Genomic DNA, 19,992 nt, shown 5'->3' with positions numbered 1-19,992 from the left:
AGCAGTGTATTGCTTGCAGCTTACAGCTTGTAGCTTGTAGCTTGTAGCTGTATTCAAAACGCATGTTCCATATGCAGCTCCTGCACGTCGTACAGTAACTGCCGTTGCCGGGCTTCTTTTTGATGCAGCCAGTTCATTTGCAGGTTTCGTAAAATATGCTGTTCTTCGGTAGTGCATTTATCAATATAACTGGGCTGCAGTAACGAAATAGCCAGACACTGATCGTTAAAATTGCCCAGCCGGGTAGCCATGGTGCTCAGTTCCTTTTCACTCATCCAGCCGCGGAATGGAAACGGTATGCCCCAGTCGCTTTTGAAAATGCGGGTGCAGTAGATCACATCTTTTATTTGTTTGCGAATGGAATGCAGGTCTTTTTCATTATCTGCCGCCAGCAGTAAAATATGAATGGCTGCTATTTTCTGATGCATGAAACGCCTGACGGTATCATCCTGCAACTGACGGGGTAATTCTTTTATAATGCCGTGTAGTAGTCTTTTGAAGTGAGTGGTTTCAATAGCATGTACCGTTTGTTCCTTATAAGTAAATAACTGGCGATGCCAGCGATGCATACAATCCGGTAATTTTTCCGCAAGCCTGGTCTCATGTATTTCTGCCAGGAATAACTGCCAGTCCCTTACGTTGCCACCATGATGGTACAATGACTTCAACTTATCCGGGATGCGCAAATGGCCGGCATCTTTTTCCAATTGCAGCAACCGTAAAAATGCCCGCACTTTTTTATAATTAACACGTAGGTCGTGAAGATCCTCCTTATCGAAAGTTCCCGGCAGCTTTTTGCTGTGTTTCTCAATGTTGCTGATGTGTTTATCAACCACCTGTTCCAACGCCTCTCGCTTCATACGCCCAATTTTATATAAGTTACGATTTTCTGAGGGGTTGATAAAAAAACAAACGGGTTGGAGAACCAACCCGTTACCAGCTCAATTTTTAAAACTTTTTATTATGAAAAAGAATCAGTACTAAAGTTAATCTACTATTTAGGTTTATACTATGATAACAGGCATTGAAATACATGATTTACGTCACAAGTACCCATTAACATTTCTCTAACGCCTGACGAATGTCATTAATGATATCGTCAACATGCTCAAGGCCCACAGAGATGCGAATGAGGCCCGGGGTAATGTTAACGGCCTGTCTCTCCCCTTCGGTGAGTTTGGCGTGGGTGGTACTGGCGGGGTGCGAGGCAATACTTTTGGTATCGCCCAGGTTAGCCGTTAACGATAACATTTTCAGGCTATCCAGGAACTTACGGCCACTTTCCAGACCACCAGTCAGTTCAAAACAAACAATCCCACCGCCGTTCTTCATTTGCTTTAGGGCAATGCGGTGCTGGGGGTGACTGGACAGGAAGGGATACTTCACATATTTGATCTTCGGATGTCCTTCGAGGGCTTTGGCCAGCTGCAGGGCATTGTTGCCATGACGCTCCATGCGCACATCGAGGGTTTCGAGGCTTTTGCTGAGTACCCAGGCATTGAAGGGTGACAAGGCGGGCCCGGTGCTGCGGCAAAACAGGTAAATATCTTTAATGAGGGCTTTTTTGCCCACTATAACACCGCCGAGCACACGCCCCTGGCCATCGATCCACTTGGTGGCGGAATGCACAACCAGGTCGGCGCCAAAGTCGATAGGACGCTGGTTTACCGGGGTGGCAAAACAATTGTCGACGTTTAAAATCAGGTTGTGTTTTTTGGCAACTGCCGAAGCGGCTTCCAGGTCAACTAGCTCGAGCCCGGGATTGGTAGGCGTTTCTATATAAAACATTTTGGTATTGGGCTTGATGGCTTTTTCCCATTCGTCCGGTTTATCGGCCGGCACATAGGTATATTCAATCCCGAATTTGGGAAGGTATTTGGTAATTACGGTATGGGTGCTGCCGAAAATGGCGTTGCAGCTAAGCAGGTGATCGCCGCTTTTTAACAGGGCCATAAACGAGCCAAAGATGGCAGCCATGCCCGAAGCCGTAGCAAAACCGGCCTCTGCGCCTTCCAGGGCCACCATTCTATCTATAAATTCCTGTACCGAGGGATTGCTGAAACGGCTGTAAATATTATCATCCGTTTCGTCGGCAAAAGCAGCCCGCATATCTTCGGCATTATCGAAGCAGAAGCTGCTGGTTAAGAACATGGGGGAAGAATGTTCCATTTCGTTGGTACGGTCGGTTTGTATGCGTATTGCTTTGCTTATTGGATGCATGTTCTTTATTGAGTTGGATTGTTTTAAGTTATTCCATACCGGTCGTTTATGGCCGTTTCAGGTTACAGGTTGCAGGTACCGGTTACCAGTTTCGGGGTTCGGGCACTCAGATGAATAGCGTTTTGAACGCACAAGAGTGCGACGCAACAGACGATGATGGTAGTACTATCGCCGGCCTCCCAATTGCCTATTGCTTATTGTCTATTGTCAATTGGTTTACCCGTACTTCCCATTTGAGCTCACCACCGGCGCGACGCAGGGTTTCGGCTACAGAGCAATATTTATCCATCGACAGCTCGCAGGCGCGTTTGGCTTTGTCGGGATCAATATTTCCGGTAAGTTCAAATACGATGGTCACATTTTTCCAGATGGAGGGTTCCTTGCCGGCTTCGCGCTCCCCTTCTATTTTCATGCTGAACCCTTCGATGGTCTGGCGCTGTTTTTTGAGAATGCTCACGATATCGATGCCGCTGCAGCCTCCCAGGCCCATCAGCAGCATTTGCATGGGGCGAACGCCGAAATTGGTGCCGCCACCCTCAACGCTGGTATCCAGGCGCACGGTGTGGCCATTAGCGTCTTTCGCTTCAAATCCATAATCTCCATCGACCCTTTCCAATTCAATTTTTATCATGGTAAAGATTTTTGCAAATGTAATTCATGCAGGCATTTACTTTGCACCCTTAATTATTAGCCTGGGGCCAATGAAGCAATTTGAATACAACAGACCTTTCAAACTCGAAAACGGGCAGGAACTGCCTTCATTAACCATTGCATATCATACTTATGGGACGTTAAATGCCGAAAAAAACAACGTAATATGGGTATGTCATGCACTGACCGCCAACTCCGATGCGGCCGACTGGTGGCAGGGAGTGGTGGGAACCGGCTGTGTAATTAACCCCGAAACGCACTTTATTGTTTGCGCCAACATCCTCGGAAGCTGCTACGGCACCACCGGCCCATTGAGTATCAATCCGTTAACCGGTAAGCCCTGGTTGCACCAGTTTCCGCTGATCACCATCCGCGACATGGTGAACGCCCATATTTTACTGCGGCAGCAGCTGGGTATTGACTCTATTCACCTGTTAATGGGTGGCAGCATGGGCGGTTACCAGGCCATGGAATGGAGCATTCTGGAAAAAGACGTGATTAAAAACCTGTTTTTGCTGGCTACCTCCCCTGCCGAGAGCGCCTGGGGAATCGCCATCCACGCCACCCAGCGGCTGGCCATTGAGGCCGACTGCACCTGGCAGCAGGATACCCCCGAAGCCGGCCAAAAAGGACTGAAGGCGGCCCGCGCCGTGGGCATGCTTACCTACCGCAATTACGGCATTATGGTGCAGAAACAAACCGATAGCGATACCGAGAAACTAAACGATTATAAAGCCGCCTCCTACATCAATTACCAGGGCGATAAACTGGTGAAACGTTTTAATGCCTACAGCTACTGGATGCTTACCAAGGCCCTGGATACCCACCAGATTGCCCGCGGCCGCGGTGGCGATGTGGAAACCGTGCTGCAAAGCATTCAACAACGCACCCTGCTTATAGGCATCAGCAGCGACATTCTTTGTCCGTTAACAGAACAAATTCATATGCAGGAACACCTGCCCAACAGTACGCTGGTTGAAATTGACAGTGCGTATGGGCATGACGGATTTATGGTAGAAGTGCAGAAGATTGGGAAGGTGCTGCAGGAGTGGTTGGGGTAGGGTGGAACAGATTTTTCATATGATTAGTAAGACTTATCACCTAAAAGCTATTCATATGAAAACCAGATTATCATATATACCACGGTTGTTTTTGCTTTGTATGATTTGCTGCAAAACACCCATTCATTTTACCGCCAACCCCGACGATCAAACTAATGCAAATGGCACCTTAGGTTCTGCAAAAATGACGAACCAGTTGCCACCCAAAAGCAATAATGTTCGGCTTAAACCAGATACCATAAGATTGCCGAATGATACCACGATCATAAAACACTGGTGATTACTTTTTAACATCAGTGCCTTTCCCATACAACATAAAGATCAACGTTCCTGCTATGCCAAACGCCGCGGCAGTAAAGAGATTAAAAGCAGGGCCTATCTTCCAGATAAAGCCACCCAGGAAGGCGGCAAATGAAACGATAAAATCCCGTACAAAATAATACAATCCATACCCACGCGCCTTTGCCGCTGCCGGACATAGATCAAGAATGATCGCCTTGCGGGTTGGTTCGCCAAACTCTTTCAGCCCACGAATTATAAAGGCAATGATAAGCGCCACGAAACTCTTACTAAAGAACAGCACCACCGGGAAAATGGTAAAAAAGAAAAACGTGATCACTACAAAAGGCTTGCGCTCGGTGCGATCTGAAAAACTGGCAACCGGGATATAGATCAATGCCGCCGTTATCATTTCAATGGCGGTGAGCCATCCAAATTGTTGGGGCGAAACTTTTATTACATCCAAACACCAGATCACCACAAATACATAAGGGATCTGTTCGCAAAAGCGGATCAGGATATCGGAGACCAACAGGTTCTTTAACCGGAAATCCATTTGTTTCCATAACGCCAGCGGATGAATTGGCTGATAAGCTGTAGCTGCGATATCCTTAACCATTAACTGCAACACCATCCCCAGCAAACAGAAAACAAGCGAGATCATAAACGCTGTTCTTATTCCATTTATCAATCCATAGGTGGTGATCAACATTCCTCCCACTATTGGCCCCACAGCCATTGGTATACGCCTTATGATGGCATGCATGGAAATGCCCATGGCCGTTTTGGAATTCCCCAATGATTTGCCAATAAGCGACATGCTTGCGGGCAAGGAGATAGCACTCCATGCTGAAAAGAAGATCATTCCAATAAACACCGCTATCCAATTGGTAAAGAAGATGGCAACCAGGTAACCGGCTATTGCCATACAATTAAAAAGCAGGAAGGATTTTCTGTGCCCTAACCTATCGGCGAGATAGCCACCCGGTAAAGACCAGAATGCACTGAGGATATTTTGCAGGAAACCAAGTGCACCAATGATGAGGGTGGTTGCCCCAATTCCTTCGAGGTATTTGGGCAGGAACCGGTCCCACAACTTTTCCCCGGTAAGCATCAAAATAGTAAGGCAAAAGAGCGATACAATACTTCTCTTTAAACCAAGGAATTCGGTCAACCGGTGTGTGGTTGAATTGGGGCGCATATGTATAAAGCTACGGCCAGATTTTGGAGAAAGTTGGAACATGGTTCAATTCAAAAAGTTGCTCAGGTTTTTCAAAAAACTGAGCAACTTTTTGAAAAACAAGAACTTTTTATTCAAAAACAGGAACATCTTTTTAAGTTAAATGATTAATGTTTTTAATCGGGCACACTACTTTTTAAATCAAATAGTCATACAATTAAAAAGAATGGCACTTGAATTGAAAAAACCATTCTTCCGATTAAAAAATCGACGCGGCTTTTTTAAAAACAGGATCTGATTTTTTTAAAAGATTCCCTTGTTTTTAAACTGAATGACTTTTCTTTTAAAAAGATGAGCCCTTTTTTCAAGCAGGTATTGATATTTTTAAAACCAGCAGGGTTTTATTTATAAAAACAGCAAGGTTTATTCTAAAAAGTGAGGAAGCTTATCAGGCAAACCACCCTACATGTTCACTGGATTATCTATAACGCGTATAATTTTTATCGGGTACATAATACACAAACAATGTCAATTTCCATAACTATTAAACGTGTACAAAGAACAGAAACCCTGAATCAACTGACTATACCATTGCGAATTCTCAGAAAAACCAGGCGAATTCCAAAAAACTACTGGCGAATTCCAAAGCACTCACTTCTTGTTTGCATCCTTCTTTAGTTTTGACTTACAACAACGGCAGTATACTACCCGGTTGAAATTATTGGCCAATACAATTGGTTTGCCTGAGGAGTAGCTACACTTGAATCTTTATTATTTAACATTACAATTTTCAGTTATGAAAAAGAGCATAATTGTGTTTAAAACTCAACACGAAATGGTAACCGTTATAAAACGTGTTATAGCAAAAATGAAAGGCAATCCCGCATTCCCCAATCCACCGGCAGCTTTGGCAGAAATGGAAAAACAGCTTCCTGAATTGGAGGATGCATTGGTAAAAGCTAAAAGCCGCGATAAGGAATGGGTGGCAATTAAAAACAACAGGAAAGCCCAAATACTGGCATTGCTTGAAGAAGTAGCAGCTTATGTAACGGCTACCAGTAAAGACGACCGGGCGCTGATCTTAGGCAGTGGCTTTGACGATGAAGCTGCACAAAAGAAATCTGGCACACCTGCTATCGAAACCCTGGAGGTTGAACTGGGCGCCATTGGTGAAGCCATTACACGGGTTAAAAATGCAAAAGGTGGGGTAGCTTACTTACACCAATATGCCACGGAAGCTCCTGGCCCCAATACGGTGTGGACCAGTGAAGGCAGTTCTACCGGTGTTTATACGTTCAAGGGACTGAATTCCGATAAACGGTATTGGTTCCGGGTGGTTGTAGTTGGCCGCAAAGGGCTTAAGGCCTACTCACCTGTTGTTTCCAGATCGATACAGTAATAGGTCAGACATATCTTAAATAGTGAACCCCCGACAGAAACGTCGGGGGTTGTTTTTATTTTGAATGGTTCCTTCTCTTATTTCAATAACCCATCAATTGTTATAGCCACATAATACAAGCCACCGATGGTTGGGCCACCTGCATATTGAATATAACGGTGGTTGAGTAAATTGGCGCCACCGGCTTTTATGCTGGTATAGGCTTTAGGTATGCGGTAGGTAACCTGTGCATCTACTGTTTGGTAAGCAGAAACTTTTCCGGTTACCAGCGGGCTCTCCCACAGGAATGCATCCTGCCAACGCCATACTACATTAAATCCAACGTTTTTGGCTATTTCTCGGTTGCCAAACGACAGATTCGTTGACCATTTTGGGGTATTGAAGCCTGTTACAAAGATGTCGTTGGTGTTGTTTGATTTCATTTGGTTGAAACTCAAATTACCACCCGCAGTAAATTTCTTAAAGAAGTTCCAGGTTACACCCAATGCAGATCCATAGTTGTTATAGGTGTTCTTTGCATTGGTGTATACGCGGTAACGCTCCTGTCCTTTGCTGGCTGCATTACCACCGCTGGCAGTTGTTGCGTCGCGGTTACGATCGAGCATGGCGATCACGGCTGCATCTGAACCTACTGTTTCACCAATTGGCACAAATACCTGTACCTGTCCCAGGAAGCCAACATATTTGTTGGTATAAGCATCCACATCAATGACGAGGGTATTGTTGAACAACACACTCTTATAACCTACTTCAAATGAAGTGATCTGTTCGGGACGCGCTTTTGGCAAATTAGCCCATTGCAACAGATCGCGGTTGGCCAGGGCAGCAGCATCTGAATTGCCTTGTGCTGCTACGGCTGCATTAAAGTTAACTACTGACTGCTGGGTATAACTGTTTTCCAGGTAACCCAATCCCTGGTCAATGTAGGACAAGCTGCCCACGCGTTTTACGCGGCCATTGTTTACGTATGACAATGCTTCAAACAAGGCCGGAAAGCGGTAACCTTGCTGATATGTGAAGCGGAAATTATGTCGCTGATTGGCGGTGTATACTGCTGCCAACCGGGGAGTTACTTTAGGATCAAACTCAGGATTGTAATCGTAGCGTAATGATCCAAATAATTTTAATTTATCGTCGAAGAAGGTTTTGGTAACCTGGGCAAAGCCACCGAATTTCTTATAATATACATTGCTTCCGAAATTACTGCTATCGGGCACCTTACCATCTACCATTACCGGTTTGTTTCTATCTGCAATGGGGCGGCTGAAATCAACGAAGTTATTTCCGTCCGGGATCACTTCATAAATACGTGCATCGCCACCTACCAGCAGGTCAACTACTTTAGTGTATTTAGAGAGGTCCCACTGTGCTTCGGTGTGGTACATGCGGCTTTTTTGGATCAAAGCAGCCCCCCCGGTTGCCGGAGCATCGGGAATGGTGCTTGATTTTATATCCCAGTTATTGATCTTGATGATCGTATTCTTCAATGCATCAAACTCAGGTGTACCTGGTTCAACGCGTCCGGCATCTGCTTTACCCCGCGCATAGGCATTGGCCGCTGCCAGGTTAGCTGATGTTAGTCCGCCGTTGTTACCGGCATATTCTGTAAGCGCATTCTTATATTTGGTAGCCCAGGCGGTTTGTGAACCACCGCTGGCCAGGTCAAGGTTATCGGCCAGTGGTTTTACATTATAAGAGTCACCGGTATTTTCCAACGACACATAAGCACGGACCACGTAATTACTTCCTTTCAACTCCAGGTGATGGTTCTGCACCTTTACATTGTCGAGCCGGATCTTGTTTCCGCGTTGAAATACACCATCCATTTGTCCAAAACGGTAAGAATAAGACAACTCTGCATTTTCGGTAAGGCGGTAATGTGCTGCCAGGTCAACTTTCAGGTTACTTACTTTGGGGCTCACCAGGTCGGTTTCCCAATAACCGGTACGTGCTACACGCAGGGTTTGATTGGTTTTTCCATCGATGGTAAGACCGCTGACAGAGGAGGTATTACTACCTGCCAATGCATCGTCACCATATTTATTCCAGCCATCGAAAACAGTATTGTTCTCGCCATTGAGTGCAGGGAAACCAGGGTTAGCGCTTTTGAGGTTATTGGGATTTTGATCGAGGCGGGTATTTGAACGCCAGTCTATCCCCTGCATATACCCTACGTTTACCTTGAAGGCAAATTTATTATGGAACAATGCTTTTGCATATCTAATAGCTGACTCGGTCAAAAACGCGGGCGAATGATCGATACCATCCACATGGTTAATACCTGTTTTATGATAAAAGCTCAATCCCTGGCTATTAAACGGATTTTTGGTAAGCAGGTTCGCCATCCCGTTAATCGCATTCATACCATATAAGGCAGAAGCAGCGCCAGGAGTTATTTCCACGCTTTGAATATCCAACTCTGTAGGTCCAATGGCATTACCGAGCGGAACACCCAGGGTTGCTGCCTGCATATCTACCCCATCAACCAACTGCATAAAGCGAAAGTTGTTAGGGATATTAAAGCCGCGCGTATTGGGCACTTTAAAGGTTAAGCTGGAGGTAGTCATTTGTACACCCTTTACATTTTCCAGGGCATCGTAGAAGTTAGGCGCAGGAGTTTCTTTTATGGCGCGGATATCCAGTTTTTCAATAGCTACCGGCGACTTCAGCATACTTTCCGGTACACGGCTGGCTGTTACTACCACTTCATTTCCCAATACAGTTTGGGTTACCATGGCTACCTGTAATTTGGAGCCGAGGCTTTTTACTTCCAGCTCCTTCGGCTCATAACCAACAGAAGTAAAAACGAGGGTAAAGGGTAATTTTTGTTTAGTGCGAAGCACAAAGCTGCCGGTATGGTCGGTAATAGTTCCGGTTACCGAGCCTTTTATTTGTACACTTACATCTGATAAGGGTTCATTCTTTTCGTGATTGATTACCTGCCCCGCTATTTCGATCAGGGCTACCGTTTGTGCATTGGCCATTGTGCCTATCAGCAGAAGTGACAATGCTATTCCATATCGAAATGGAAGGGTTTTTAGCTTATTTGTCAGAAATGCGGTTCTCATATCATTCATTTTGATTATAATTCTCTATTATTTTAGTAGACTTTAAGCTGTAATAAAAAGCCTGGTTCAACAGGCTTATATAATTGCTACGGAAGCAAAACAATCACCCCACAAATATAGTAGACTAAATGTTCAAAAAAGAATCTTTCCTGCGGAAAGACCAATTTTTTTTATCTAAAATATCTTGGTTATAATTTTCAGACTACACAATACCACCACTATTCCTACACACACAAACATGGTTTTGGGCGGCAGCTTGCTGGCCAGCCGGGCAGAAAATGGTGCAGCTATAATGCCACCCAAAAACAAACCTGCTATTATAGGCCAGTGACTTATGCCCATAGAGGCAAAAAATGTAATGGCGCTTGCCAGGGTTATAAAGAATTTGCCTACACACACACTGCCAATGGCAAACCGGGGGGTACGACCGCTTTTTACCATGGTACCGGTCATTAGCGGGCCCCAGCCACCACCGCCAAAAGCGTCGATAAAACCACCAATGGTTGCCAGCACCGGGATATTAGGATTGCCTTGTTTTACCGTTTTATTCTTTTTAAATGCATTCAGCAGGATCCTGATACCTAAAAGCAAGGTATAACCCGCCAGCACCGGTCTGATGTATTTTGCATAATCATCGCCAAATTTCGCCAGCAGTAACGACCCCACAACGGCGCCAATAACACCGGGCAATACCAGCGATTTCGCCAGCTTGGCATTAACATTTCCGTATTTATAATGGCTGTATGCCGTAACACCGCTGGTAAAAGTTTCTGCAGTATGTATACTGCTGCTGATGGCTGGCGGACTAATGCCCAGCGTAAGCAGCACGGTGGTACACATTACTCCATATCCCATGCCCATAGAACCGGCTACTATCTGGGCCAGGAACCCCGTTAAACACATCCAGTAAAAATTTGGATCGATGCCATGGTAAAAATCTACCATTTGGTCCAGGGTAATAAAAGAAAAAACCACATGCCCCAGCAACATTATTAACAGTACGCCTATGGCATAAAGCGCTATTTTTTTACCCGGAAATATTTTCTCCTGTGGCTTATCTTCCACCAACACTTTGGTAATATTATTCAGCTCTTTTACTTTATGATCGAAATTACCATTGAGCTTATTGCGGATCAAATGCATATTATTGATCACGTCGTCTACTTCATTTGGTAAAGCCTGGTGCAACATTTCCTTTAACCGCTTGGCCATGGTTGGCGATTTGCCATTGGTTGAAATGGCAATTTTCAGGTTACCCTTTTGAACAATGGAACTTAAATAAAAATCACATTGGTCGGGAGTATCAGCCACATTTACCAGCAAACCTTTTTCTTTGGCAGCATTGCGCACGCCCGAACTTATCTCTTTGTCATTTACCGCAATTACCACCACATCTTTGTTATCGAGGTCGTGTACATTGAAAGGTCTTTCCTGTAACACTACCTGCGGATGCTGGCTGGCCAACCTGCATACTTCATCGGAAATTGTAATAGCAACAACAGTAACTACGGCAGCAGGAGAATTACCGAGGATCGCGGTTAATTTTTCCGTGCCTACTTTACCACCGCCTACCAGCAATACCCTTAATTCTTCCAGCTTCAAAAAAACCGGGAATAACCGGTTGGACTCCCTGTCGCTGACAGGGCTGCCGGTTTGTTCCTCCACTAATTGTTGTTCTGTTGCCATACTTACCGATCGTTTTTAAATCGTTACCAACTTTTCGCGAACTGCAAAATCCCCAAATGTTTCACCGGAATTCCTGTTTTTGCTATATTTCTCAAAAAGCTCATCCAGTTCCTTCAAAATTGCAGGCTCATCGATATTTTCTTTGTACTTTTTATTTAAACGGAAACCTTCGCGGTCGCCACCCAAATGTAAATTATAACGGCCATAGGCAGTACCTATAAAACCGATCTCCGCAGCATACGGCCGACCGCAACCATTGGGACAACCGGTCATACGCATGGAAATTTCGTCATTCTCAAGGCCATACTTAGCCAGGATAGGCTCAATTTTCGTAATAAGCGATGGCAGGTAGCGTTGTGCTTCGGCCAGCGCCAGCGAACAGGTATTGAACGCTACGCACGCGATGGCATTTTTACGTACCGCCCCTGCACTGTCTGTATGTGCAATAATTCCGAAATCGGTCAGGATCTTTTCTACAGCCTTCTTATCCTTCTGTGCAATGTCGCTGAGGATCAAACCCTGGTTACTGGTGAAACGGAAATTGGCTTTACCAGTTTTTGCTACCTCCAGTAAGGCTGTTTTTATCGCCACCTTTTCGTCGGCGATACGGCCATTTTCAATAAATACGGTATAAAACCATTTGCCTTCGTGGTTCTTGTGCCAGCCGTACTCATCTTTTCTGCTGGTAAAGGTATATGGCATTGGCTCTTCGAGTTTGAACCCACAACGTTTTTCCAGTTCTTCCTTAAATGCTTCCACCCCCATTTTGTCGATGGTGTATTTCAGGCGGCTCAGCTTGCGATCACTGCGGTTACCATGGTCGCGCTGAATGGTAATTACTTCCAGCACGGCTTTCAGAGTATTGGCTTCGCCCCTTACAAAACCCAGCATCGACGCCAGGCGCGGATATGTAGCTGCGTTACCATGGGTGGCACCAAGGCCACCGCCGGCAGCGATGTTAAAACCTATCAATTTGTCATTTTCAATAATAGCAATCAACCCCAGGTCATTGGTAAATACATCCACATCGTTGTTTGGCGGGATAGCGATACCCACTTTAAATTTACGGGGCAGATAACGGTCCTGGTACAGATCGTCTTTTTCTATTGCTTCTTTTTCCTTTTTATCGAGCAATGGCTTTTCATCGAGCCATATTTCATAATATCCTCTTGATTTGGGCAATCCCAGTTTACTTATTTTCGCTGCATAGGAGAAAATTTCTTCGTGTATAGGTGAAAATTTGGGGTGAGCCGCGCAAGCTACATTGCGGTTCACATCGCCACAGGCAGAAATCGAATCGAGCAATATGGTGTTGAAAGCCTGAATGGTTGGCTTTACATGCGATTTTAAGATACCATGCAGCTGTATGGTTTGGCGGGTAGTGACCTTAATAACCCCGGTTGAGTGGTCACCGGCAATGTTATGTAATCCTATATATTGATCAGCGGTCATAAAGCCACCGGGCAAACGCAACCGAAGCATATAAGAATACAGCCATTCCAGCTTTTTGGCGCTGCGCTCTTCGCGACGGTCGCGGTCATCCTGCTGATACATACCATGGAATTTCACCAACGCCGTATCATCCTCACGGATAGCACCGGTTATTTCATCGCGCAGGCTTTCTTTTAACGTACCCCGCAAGCCATCGCTGGCCATTTTTATTTTTTCGGTAGAAGACAGATTCTTATTATCGTTTGTACTCATTTTGAAAAGTTACAAGTGAACTAAAAACTTTGAACTTAAAACTTTGAACTCTTAATATACATCTTTCAGGAAGCGGCCTTCTTCTTTCAGCTGGTTCAAATACTCAACCGCCTGCGCGCTTGATTTACTTCCGAATCTTTCAATGATCTGCAGAATGGTATTTTCCACATCTACACTCATTGGCTCTTTAGCACCGCAGATGTATACGTAGGCGCCATTTTGTAACCATTCATAAAATGCTTTGGCATGCTCCAGCATTTTATGCTGTACGTATATTTTTGTTTTCTGGTCTCTTGAGAAGGCTACATTCACTTTGGTGAGTACGCCTGTCTGGATCCAGTTTTGAATTTCTGTTTGATATAAGAAGTCGGTAGTGAAGTGCTGGTCGCCAAAGAACAGCCAGTTACGGCCACTGGCGCCGGCAGCATCACGCTCAGCTATAAATGATCTGAAGGGGGCAATACCTGTTCCGGGCCCGATCATAATTACGTCTTTGTCTTCTGCCGGCAACCTGAACTGGTTGTTTTTATGTACATAAAATTCCAGCGGGCCATCAACCGGCAGGTCGGCCAGGAAGTTAGAGGCCAAACCATGTTTTACTTCGCCGTTCACTTTAAAATTGTCGCGGGCTACAGTAATATGCACTTCACCGCTGTGTGCATTGGGTGAAGAGGAAATTGAATACAATCTTGGGGTGATCGGTTCCAGAATGCCGATCACTTCTTCAAACTGAGCTGCATTGTTTACAGGATAGATCTTCAACAGATCAAGCAGACTGATCTTTGTTTCGGGAATATCCTGTTTTACAATAGCTGCATATGCCTTTACTACGCGCTCAGGCAAATAAGCAATGTTCACTTTCTTTTTCAACAGCTCTATCACGGTATGCATTTCGTTGCGGAACGATACGCTTTTTTTGCTGTCGATACGGGTCAATGCAATGATTGCATCTACAATAGCGGGTGCGTTTTCAGGAACGATCCCGATAGAATCACCGGGTTGGTACTCCAGTTCATCGGCCACTATTTCAATATGATGGGTTGCTTTTTGCGAACCTCTGTCGTTCAGGTTTACATTGGTAATGATGCTGCCTGTGTAAACTTTTTTGCCGGCTGGCTTTTTGGTTGTTACTACCGCGCCTACACTGGCAGAACCATTGCTGCTGGTAGTGGTAGTTAATGAATGCAATACCTGCGAGAACCAGCCATCTGCATCACCCTGGTAATCTGTATCGCATTTAATTAATGGAACAACACGTTGTCCACCCAGTTTTTGTAATTGCTGGTCTACATCTTCACCGGCCTTGCAATATAGAGGATATGATGTGTCGCCCAGGGCCAATACGCCATATTTTATTTGTGGCAACTTGAATCCATTCTGATGAATGTGGTCGTAAAATTTCTTTGCAGTAGCAGGTGGCTCGCCTTCGCCCTGGGTGCTGATGATGGTAAAGAAATATTCTTCTTTGGCCAGGTCATTCAGGCGATATTGATCAAGACTTACCACTTTGGCCTGGATCCCACTCTTCTTTGCCTTGGCAGCCAGGTCGGTGGCCAGCTTTTTTGAGTTACCGGTTTCAGTACCGTATGCTATGGTTATTTTAGATACGGTTGGTTTGCTTTCAACAGGGGCTGCAACGGGTGCAGCGGCTGTTGCAGGAGCCGATGCCGTAGCTGCTGATGTGGGCGCCAGCGCCGGTTGGTCGTGGCAATTCATCAGTACGCCGGCCAGGAATCCATTCATCCAAACCAGTTCTTCCTTGGTAGAAGTTCTTACTAAATCCTGTAACAATTTCAATTTATGCTCTGCTAACATGTTTATTTACTTTTTCCGCATTCTCAGAATCGGGTGTTGTTGTAATCAGTTTTGCGAGTGGTTTAAAATAATGTTCTGCGCTGTTGCTGTTGGTGAGCCATTTAAATTGCTCATGCAATGCCACCACTTTGCCAATGATGACCAGCGACGGGGAAACAAATGTTTTTCCCCGAAGCTGTTCATCATATTTATATAAATTGGTTACGTGCACATTTTGCAAAGGCGTGGTAGCCTGCTCAATTACCGCCAGCAACTTTTCGCTTTCTATATTATGCTTTACCAGGTTGCTTACTACATGACCGAGTGTCTCTGACGACATATAAAACACCAGGGTATCGTTGGTTTCCGCCAGCTCTTTCCAGTAGTTGTCGGTAACAACATCCAGTTTATAACTGGTCAAAAAACGCACAGATGTAGTATAGCCTCTGGCTGTTAATGGTATGCCTGCATAAGCTGCAGCACCCAACGCTGCGGTTACACCGGGTACAATTTCATAAGGTATGTTGTGTTGTACCAGGGTTTGCAATTCATCGAGTATGTTCGAGAACAGGGATGCATCGCCACCTTTTAACCGTACTACCAGTTTGCCCTGTGTGGCATAATGTACCAACAGTTCGTTAATGGTATACTGGGGTGTTGATGATCCACGGCTGCATTGCTTGCCAACATATACTACTTCCGCCTGGCTGTTCACATACTGATGCAAGATCTCCTCGCTTACGAGGCGGTCTGCCAGTACTACTTCGGCCTGCTGCAGGTAGCGTGCAGTTTTTACTGTTACCAGTTCCGGGTCACCGGGACCCGCCGCTGCCAGTATCACTTTGCCATATGTTGGGTTTGCCTGCATGTACCGTTTATTATTATTTATACAAACCGTCTATTGATAAATATCTTTCACCGGTATCGTAGTTGAACGTCAATACACGGGCGCCTTTGGGTATTTCGGCTAATTTCTTGGCAACTGCCGCCAGGGCTGCACCGGTTGAAATACCAGCCAGAATGCCTTCTTCTTTTGCCAGGCGTTGTGCATAGCTGAAAGATTCGTCCTTACCCACACTAACAGTTCCATCAAGCAGCGAAGTGTTCAGGATAGAAGGAATAAAGCCGGCGCCTAAACCCTGTAAAGGATGCGGACCGGGAGCGCCGCCAGCGATAACTGCCGACAACTCAGGTTCTACTGCATATACTTTCAGGCTAGGGAATTTGGCTTTCAGCACTTCTGCCACCCCGGTAATATGACCGCCGGTGCCTACACCAGTGATCAGATAATCGATGCCATCGGGGAAGCTTTCCAGGATCTCCTGGGCAGTTGTTTCGCGATGCACTTTTACATTCGCTGCATTATCAAACTGCTGGGGCATCCACGAATTGGGCGTTGCAGCTACCAGCTCTTTTGCTTTTTCAATAGCGCCCTTCATACCTTTTTCACGGGGCGTTAATTCAAAAGTGGCGCCGTACAGCTCCATCAGTTGTCTTCTTTCAACACTCATCGATTCGGGCATCACCAGGATCAGTTTATAACCTTTCACCGCTGCTACCATGGCCAAACCAATACCGGTGTTGCCAGAGGTAGGTTCAATGATCACGCTGTCCTTATTCAAAATGCCTTTCTCTTCTGCATCTTCGATCATGGATAATGCAATACGATCTTTGATGCTGTTGCCTGGATTGCTGCGTTCCAGCTTGATCCATACTTCGTGGCTATCACCAAACAGTTTGTTTATTCTAACATGGGGTGTTTGGCCAATTGTTTCTAAAATGCTACCGGCTCTCATGCGCTGGTTGTTTTGGTTATCAGTTTTACTGGTTGTCTTTGTTTGTTTTGCTTCGGTGATCATAATTCCCAATTTTTTAGATGACGAAATTTAATGGCTCAGGAAATGGATTTTTGTCGCGAACCTTTACCTCGCTTTTGTGGTACACTACTGAAAAAGAGGGTACACTATAGGTAAGCCAAACGTTCCCGCCAATGATACTATCCTTTCCTATAACCGTTTCGCCGCCGAGAATGGTAGCACCTGCATAAATGGTCACATTATCTTCAATGGTAGGATGCCGCTTTGTTATGGTCTCCTTTGAAACGTGCAGGGCGCCTAATGTTACACCCTGGTATATTTTTACATTATTACCTATTACAGTTGTTTCGCCAATCACGATGCCGGTACCATGGTCGATGCAAAAGCCTTCGCCAATTTGTGCACCGGGATGAATATCAACACCTGTTTTGCTGTGCGCATACTCGGTGAATAACCTTGGCAGAATTTCAACGCCCTGCTCCCATAACTGGTGCGACAGGCGATATACTGCTGTTGCATAAAAGCCGGGATACGCCACCAACACTTCTTCTACCGACCGCGCTGCGGGATCAAACTGCAACAAAGCCTTCGCATCCTTTATCAGCGTTTCATACAGTGCTGGAATAGCTGCAAAAAAGGTTTCCGTATTTTTCTCTGCCTTTTCTTCCTTATGCGTTACATCGTATACCAGGCTGGATAAATGTCCTCTCAAAATATTGAGTTCTTTCTCCAGGTCACTGAACAGATGATGCTTCTTATTGGGTAAAAACAAAAAATTAAAAACCTGGTCAATGAACTGTTCTGCCAGTTCCTTATCAGGGAAAGTGGTATCTACCTTTTTAAGTTGCGCATATAAATGTTGTATAAATTCTTGCGTGCTCATTTTATTCAATATTCAAAAGTTCAACACTTGGTTACAACCCGGCTATTGAATCATACAGGCTCCAACCGTTACATGGCTGGTTTCATCTATCAGAATGGCGCCGCCGTTCTCACGCAGATCGCTGTAGCTATCGTACGGAATGGGCGAAGCCGTTTTAATTTTTACTTTTATTACATCGTTCAGCGTAGCCGAAGTTGCTTCTGTTTTTTGCAGCGTATTTACATCCAGCTTGTATTCGATCTCTTTTATCACGCTCTTTACCACTTTGCTGTTGATCTGCAATAAATATTTGTTACCGGTAACCAGCGGTTTGCTGTCCATCCAGCACAACACCACTTCCAGCTCCTGGGTTAATTTGGGCAGGTTTTCGCTTTTTACGATGAGGTCGCCACGGCTGATGTCGATGTCATCTTCCAGGTGAAGGATAGCGCTTTGCGGTGCAAACACCTCTTCCACTTCTTTACCATTGTGCTCAATGGCAGAGATAGTAGTGGTGCGGCCTGAAGGCAATACGGTGATGGCGTCGCCTTTCTTATAAATTCCACTGATTACTTTTCCGGCATAACCACGATAATCGTGCAGATCGTCTGTTTGAGGACGGATCACGTACTGCACGGGAAAACGTGGGTTGGCGAGGTTGATGTCCTTATCTACTTCTACTGATTCCAGGAACTCTAACAAAGGAGTGCCTTCGTACCAGGCCAGCCTGGGCGATTTTTCTACGATGTTATCGCCAAATGCGGCACTGAGCGGAATGTAGGTTACATCTTTCAGCCCCAGTGATTTTGCCACTTCGGCGTAATCGATCACTATATTGTTGTAAACATCCTGTGAGTAGTCAACCAGGTCCATTTTGTTGATGGCTACTACCACGTGGGGGATGTTCAATAAAGAAGTTATGATAGAATGGCGGCGTGTTTGTTCAACCACCCCGTTACGGGCATCGATCAGGATGATAGCCAGGTCGGCAGTAGAAGCGCCGGTAACCATGTTGCGGGTATACTGAATATGACCAGGTGCATCGGCGATGATGAACTTGCGTTTGGGCGTTGAGAAGTATTTATATGCCACGTCGATCGTGATGCCCTGTTCTCTTTCTGCACGCAACCCGTCGGTTAACAAAGCCAGGTCGATCTCACCCTGCTCTTTATTCTTGCTCTGTTTTTCAATAGCGGCCAGCTGATCGATCATGATGCTTTTGCTATCAAATAATAAACGGCCGATCAGGGTACTCTTACCATCATCAACACTGCCTGCTGTTATAAACCGTAATAAATCCATTGTAGTAATTTTGAGATTTTGATCCCGATTGAAAATCGGGAAGAAATTAGAAGTAACCGTTTTTCTTTCTGTCTTCCATTGCTGCTTCAGACACTTTATCATCGATACGGGTTTCGCCGCGTTCGCTTGTTTTGGTAGCGGTGATCTCGCTGATGATATCGTCGATGTTATCGGCACGTGATTCTACAGCTGCAGTACAGGTCATATCCCCTACCGTACGGTAGCGAACATTCTTTCTAAGTACTGTATCACCTTCATCGAGTTTAATAAACTCGCTTACAGCTACCAGTTGTCCTTCGTGATCGATCACATCGCGTTCGTGTGAGAAATAAATAGAAGGCAGGTCGATCTTTTCCCGGCGGATATAATTCCAAACGTCTAATTCCGTCCAGTTACTGATGGGGAATACACGCACATTCTCACCTTTGCTTATTTTACCATTATAAGTATTCCACAGTTCGGGGCGTTGCAGTTTAGGGTCCCATTGACCGAATTCATCCCGAACAGAGAAGATGCGTTCTTTTGCTCTTGCTTTTTCTTCGTCGCGGCGGGCGCCACCAATGCAGGCATCAAACTTGAACTCCTCGATGGTATCGAGCAGGGTGAAAGTTTGTAAAGCGTTGCGGCTGGCAAACTTTCCTTTAGGTTCAGTCAAATTTTTTGCTTTTATGGTATCGCCTACATTACGCACGATCAGCTTTTCGCCTAATCTTTTGGCGAGTTCATCACGGTATTGAAGGGCTTCGGGGAAATTATGTCCGGTGTCGATGTGAACGAGTGGGAAAGGGAATTTACCGGGGCGGAATGCTTTCAACGCCAGTTGCACCAGCGTGATGGAATCTTTACCACCGGAGAACAATAAGGCTGGTCTTTCAAATTGCCCTGCTACTTCGCGGAAGATATGAATAGCTTCCGATTCCAGATGATCCAAATAATCTAAACTATACTTACTCATATTTCTCTTTTCAG

The 19,992-nt window shown here is 45.3% G+C and carries 17 protein-coding genes; 4 read left to right on the top strand and 13 right to left on the bottom strand.

The features are described 5' to 3' along the window. Positions 1 to 53: 53 nt before the first annotated feature. The 3 genes from NIAKO_RS34415 to NIAKO_RS34405 all read right to left on the bottom strand — a co-directional run bounded on the left by NIAKO_RS34415 (position 54) and on the right by NIAKO_RS34405 (position 2,851). The gene (locus NIAKO_RS34415; RefSeq protein ID WP_014223123.1) at positions 54 to 860 is read right to left on the bottom strand and encodes a CHAD domain-containing protein; all 807 of its coding nucleotides are present in this window, start codon (positions 858 to 860) and stop codon (positions 54 to 56) included. Between the two features lie 196 nt (positions 861 to 1,056). Continuing rightward, positions 1,057 to 2,229, bottom strand: coding sequence for an O-succinylhomoserine sulfhydrylase (locus NIAKO_RS34410; protein ID WP_041347637.1), 1,173 nt, complete (start codon positions 2,227 to 2,229; stop codon positions 1,057 to 1,059). 178 nt (positions 2,230 to 2,407) lie between these two features. After that, positions 2,408 to 2,851: an OsmC family protein gene (locus tag NIAKO_RS34405; RefSeq protein ID WP_014223121.1), complete on the bottom strand. Its 444-nt coding sequence runs from the start codon at positions 2,849 to 2,851 to the stop codon at positions 2,408 to 2,410. 70 nt (positions 2,852 to 2,921) lie between these two features. Here NIAKO_RS34405 and metX point away from each other — a divergent pair, with 70 nt between their 5' ends. Both metX and NIAKO_RS34395 read left to right on the top strand, forming a co-directional pair. Next, on the top strand, positions 2,922 to 3,932 hold the full coding sequence (gene metX / locus NIAKO_RS34400; protein WP_014223120.1) for a homoserine O-acetyltransferase MetX: 1,011 nt from the start codon (positions 2,922 to 2,924) through the stop codon (positions 3,930 to 3,932). A gap of 55 nt (positions 3,933 to 3,987) precedes the next feature. Then, on the top strand, positions 3,988 to 4,212 hold the full coding sequence (locus tag NIAKO_RS34395) for a hypothetical protein (RefSeq protein ID WP_014223119.1): 225 nt from the start codon (positions 3,988 to 3,990) through the stop codon (positions 4,210 to 4,212). Here NIAKO_RS34395 and NIAKO_RS34390 read toward each other — a convergent pair whose 3' ends face one another. Continuing rightward, entirely contained in the window at positions 4,213 to 5,412 is a 1,200-nt protein-coding gene (locus NIAKO_RS34390; protein ID WP_014223118.1) for an MFS transporter, read from the bottom strand. On the opposite strand from NIAKO_RS34390, the gene NIAKO_RS38885 reads away from it, so the two are divergent. Further along, a complete protein-coding gene (locus NIAKO_RS38885) occupies positions 5,413 to 5,562 on the top strand; it encodes a hypothetical protein (protein WP_155966950.1) in 150 nt (49 codons plus the stop codon). A gap of 625 nt (positions 5,563 to 6,187) precedes the next feature. Continuing rightward, positions 6,188 to 6,790, top strand: a complete 603-nt coding sequence (locus NIAKO_RS34385; protein WP_041347635.1) for a fibronectin type III domain-containing protein — start codon at positions 6,188 to 6,190, stop codon at positions 6,788 to 6,790. A 77-nt stretch (positions 6,791 to 6,867) separates the two neighbouring features. Here the strand turns inward: NIAKO_RS34385 and NIAKO_RS34380 are convergent, their stop codons facing one another. From NIAKO_RS34380 to cysD, 9 genes are all read right to left on the bottom strand, one after another. Next, the gene (locus NIAKO_RS34380) at positions 6,868 to 9,858 is read right to left on the bottom strand and encodes a TonB-dependent receptor (RefSeq protein WP_014223116.1); all 2,991 of its coding nucleotides are present in this window, start codon (positions 9,856 to 9,858) and stop codon (positions 6,868 to 6,870) included. A 174-nt stretch (positions 9,859 to 10,032) separates the two neighbouring features. Next, entirely contained in the window at positions 10,033 to 11,544 is a 1,512-nt protein-coding gene (locus NIAKO_RS34375; RefSeq protein WP_014223115.1) for a TSUP family transporter, read from the bottom strand. A 15-nt stretch (positions 11,545 to 11,559) separates the two neighbouring features. Then, positions 11,560 to 13,248: an NADPH-dependent assimilatory sulfite reductase hemoprotein subunit gene (locus NIAKO_RS34370; RefSeq protein WP_014223114.1), complete on the bottom strand. Its 1,689-nt coding sequence runs from the start codon at positions 13,246 to 13,248 to the stop codon at positions 11,560 to 11,562. Between the two features lie 51 nt (positions 13,249 to 13,299). Beyond that, complete coding sequence (locus NIAKO_RS34365) at positions 13,300 to 15,063, bottom strand: diflavin oxidoreductase (protein ID WP_014223113.1); 1,764 nt, start codon at positions 15,061 to 15,063, stop codon at positions 13,300 to 13,302. After that, positions 15,047 to 15,910 carry a uroporphyrinogen-III C-methyltransferase gene (gene cobA / locus NIAKO_RS34360; RefSeq protein ID WP_014223112.1) on the bottom strand — a complete coding sequence of 288 codons (864 nt, stop codon included), beginning with the start codon at positions 15,908 to 15,910 and terminating at the stop codon, positions 15,047 to 15,049. Before cobA ends, NIAKO_RS34365 begins: the two co-directional genes overlap by 17 nt. 13 nt (positions 15,911 to 15,923) lie before the next feature. Beyond that, complete coding sequence (cysK, locus tag NIAKO_RS34355; RefSeq protein ID WP_014223111.1) at positions 15,924 to 16,901, bottom strand: cysteine synthase A; 978 nt, start codon at positions 16,899 to 16,901, stop codon at positions 15,924 to 15,926. 13 nt (positions 16,902 to 16,914) lie between these two features. Beyond that, positions 16,915 to 17,742 (bottom strand): serine O-acetyltransferase EpsC, encoded by an 828-nt coding sequence (epsC, locus tag NIAKO_RS34350; RefSeq protein WP_014223110.1) that lies wholly within the window; start codon positions 17,740 to 17,742, stop codon positions 16,915 to 16,917. Positions 17,743 to 17,784: 42 nt separating this feature from the next. After that, positions 17,785 to 19,023: a sulfate adenylyltransferase subunit 1 gene (locus tag NIAKO_RS34345; RefSeq protein ID WP_014223109.1), complete on the bottom strand. Its 1,239-nt coding sequence runs from the start codon at positions 19,021 to 19,023 to the stop codon at positions 17,785 to 17,787. Between the two features lie 46 nt (positions 19,024 to 19,069). Beyond that, positions 19,070 to 19,978, bottom strand: a complete 909-nt coding sequence (gene cysD, locus NIAKO_RS34340) for a sulfate adenylyltransferase subunit CysD (RefSeq protein ID WP_014223108.1) — start codon at positions 19,976 to 19,978, stop codon at positions 19,070 to 19,072. Positions 19,979 to 19,992: the final 14 nt, after the last annotated feature.

The sequence above is a fragment of the Niastella koreensis GR20-10 genome (genome assembly GCF_000246855.1).
Taxonomy (GTDB): Bacteria; Bacteroidota; Bacteroidia; order Chitinophagales; family Chitinophagaceae; genus Niastella; species Niastella koreensis.
The sequence above is the reverse complement of the archived record's forward strand: the minus strand, read 5'-3'. Positions and strand labels throughout refer to the sequence as shown.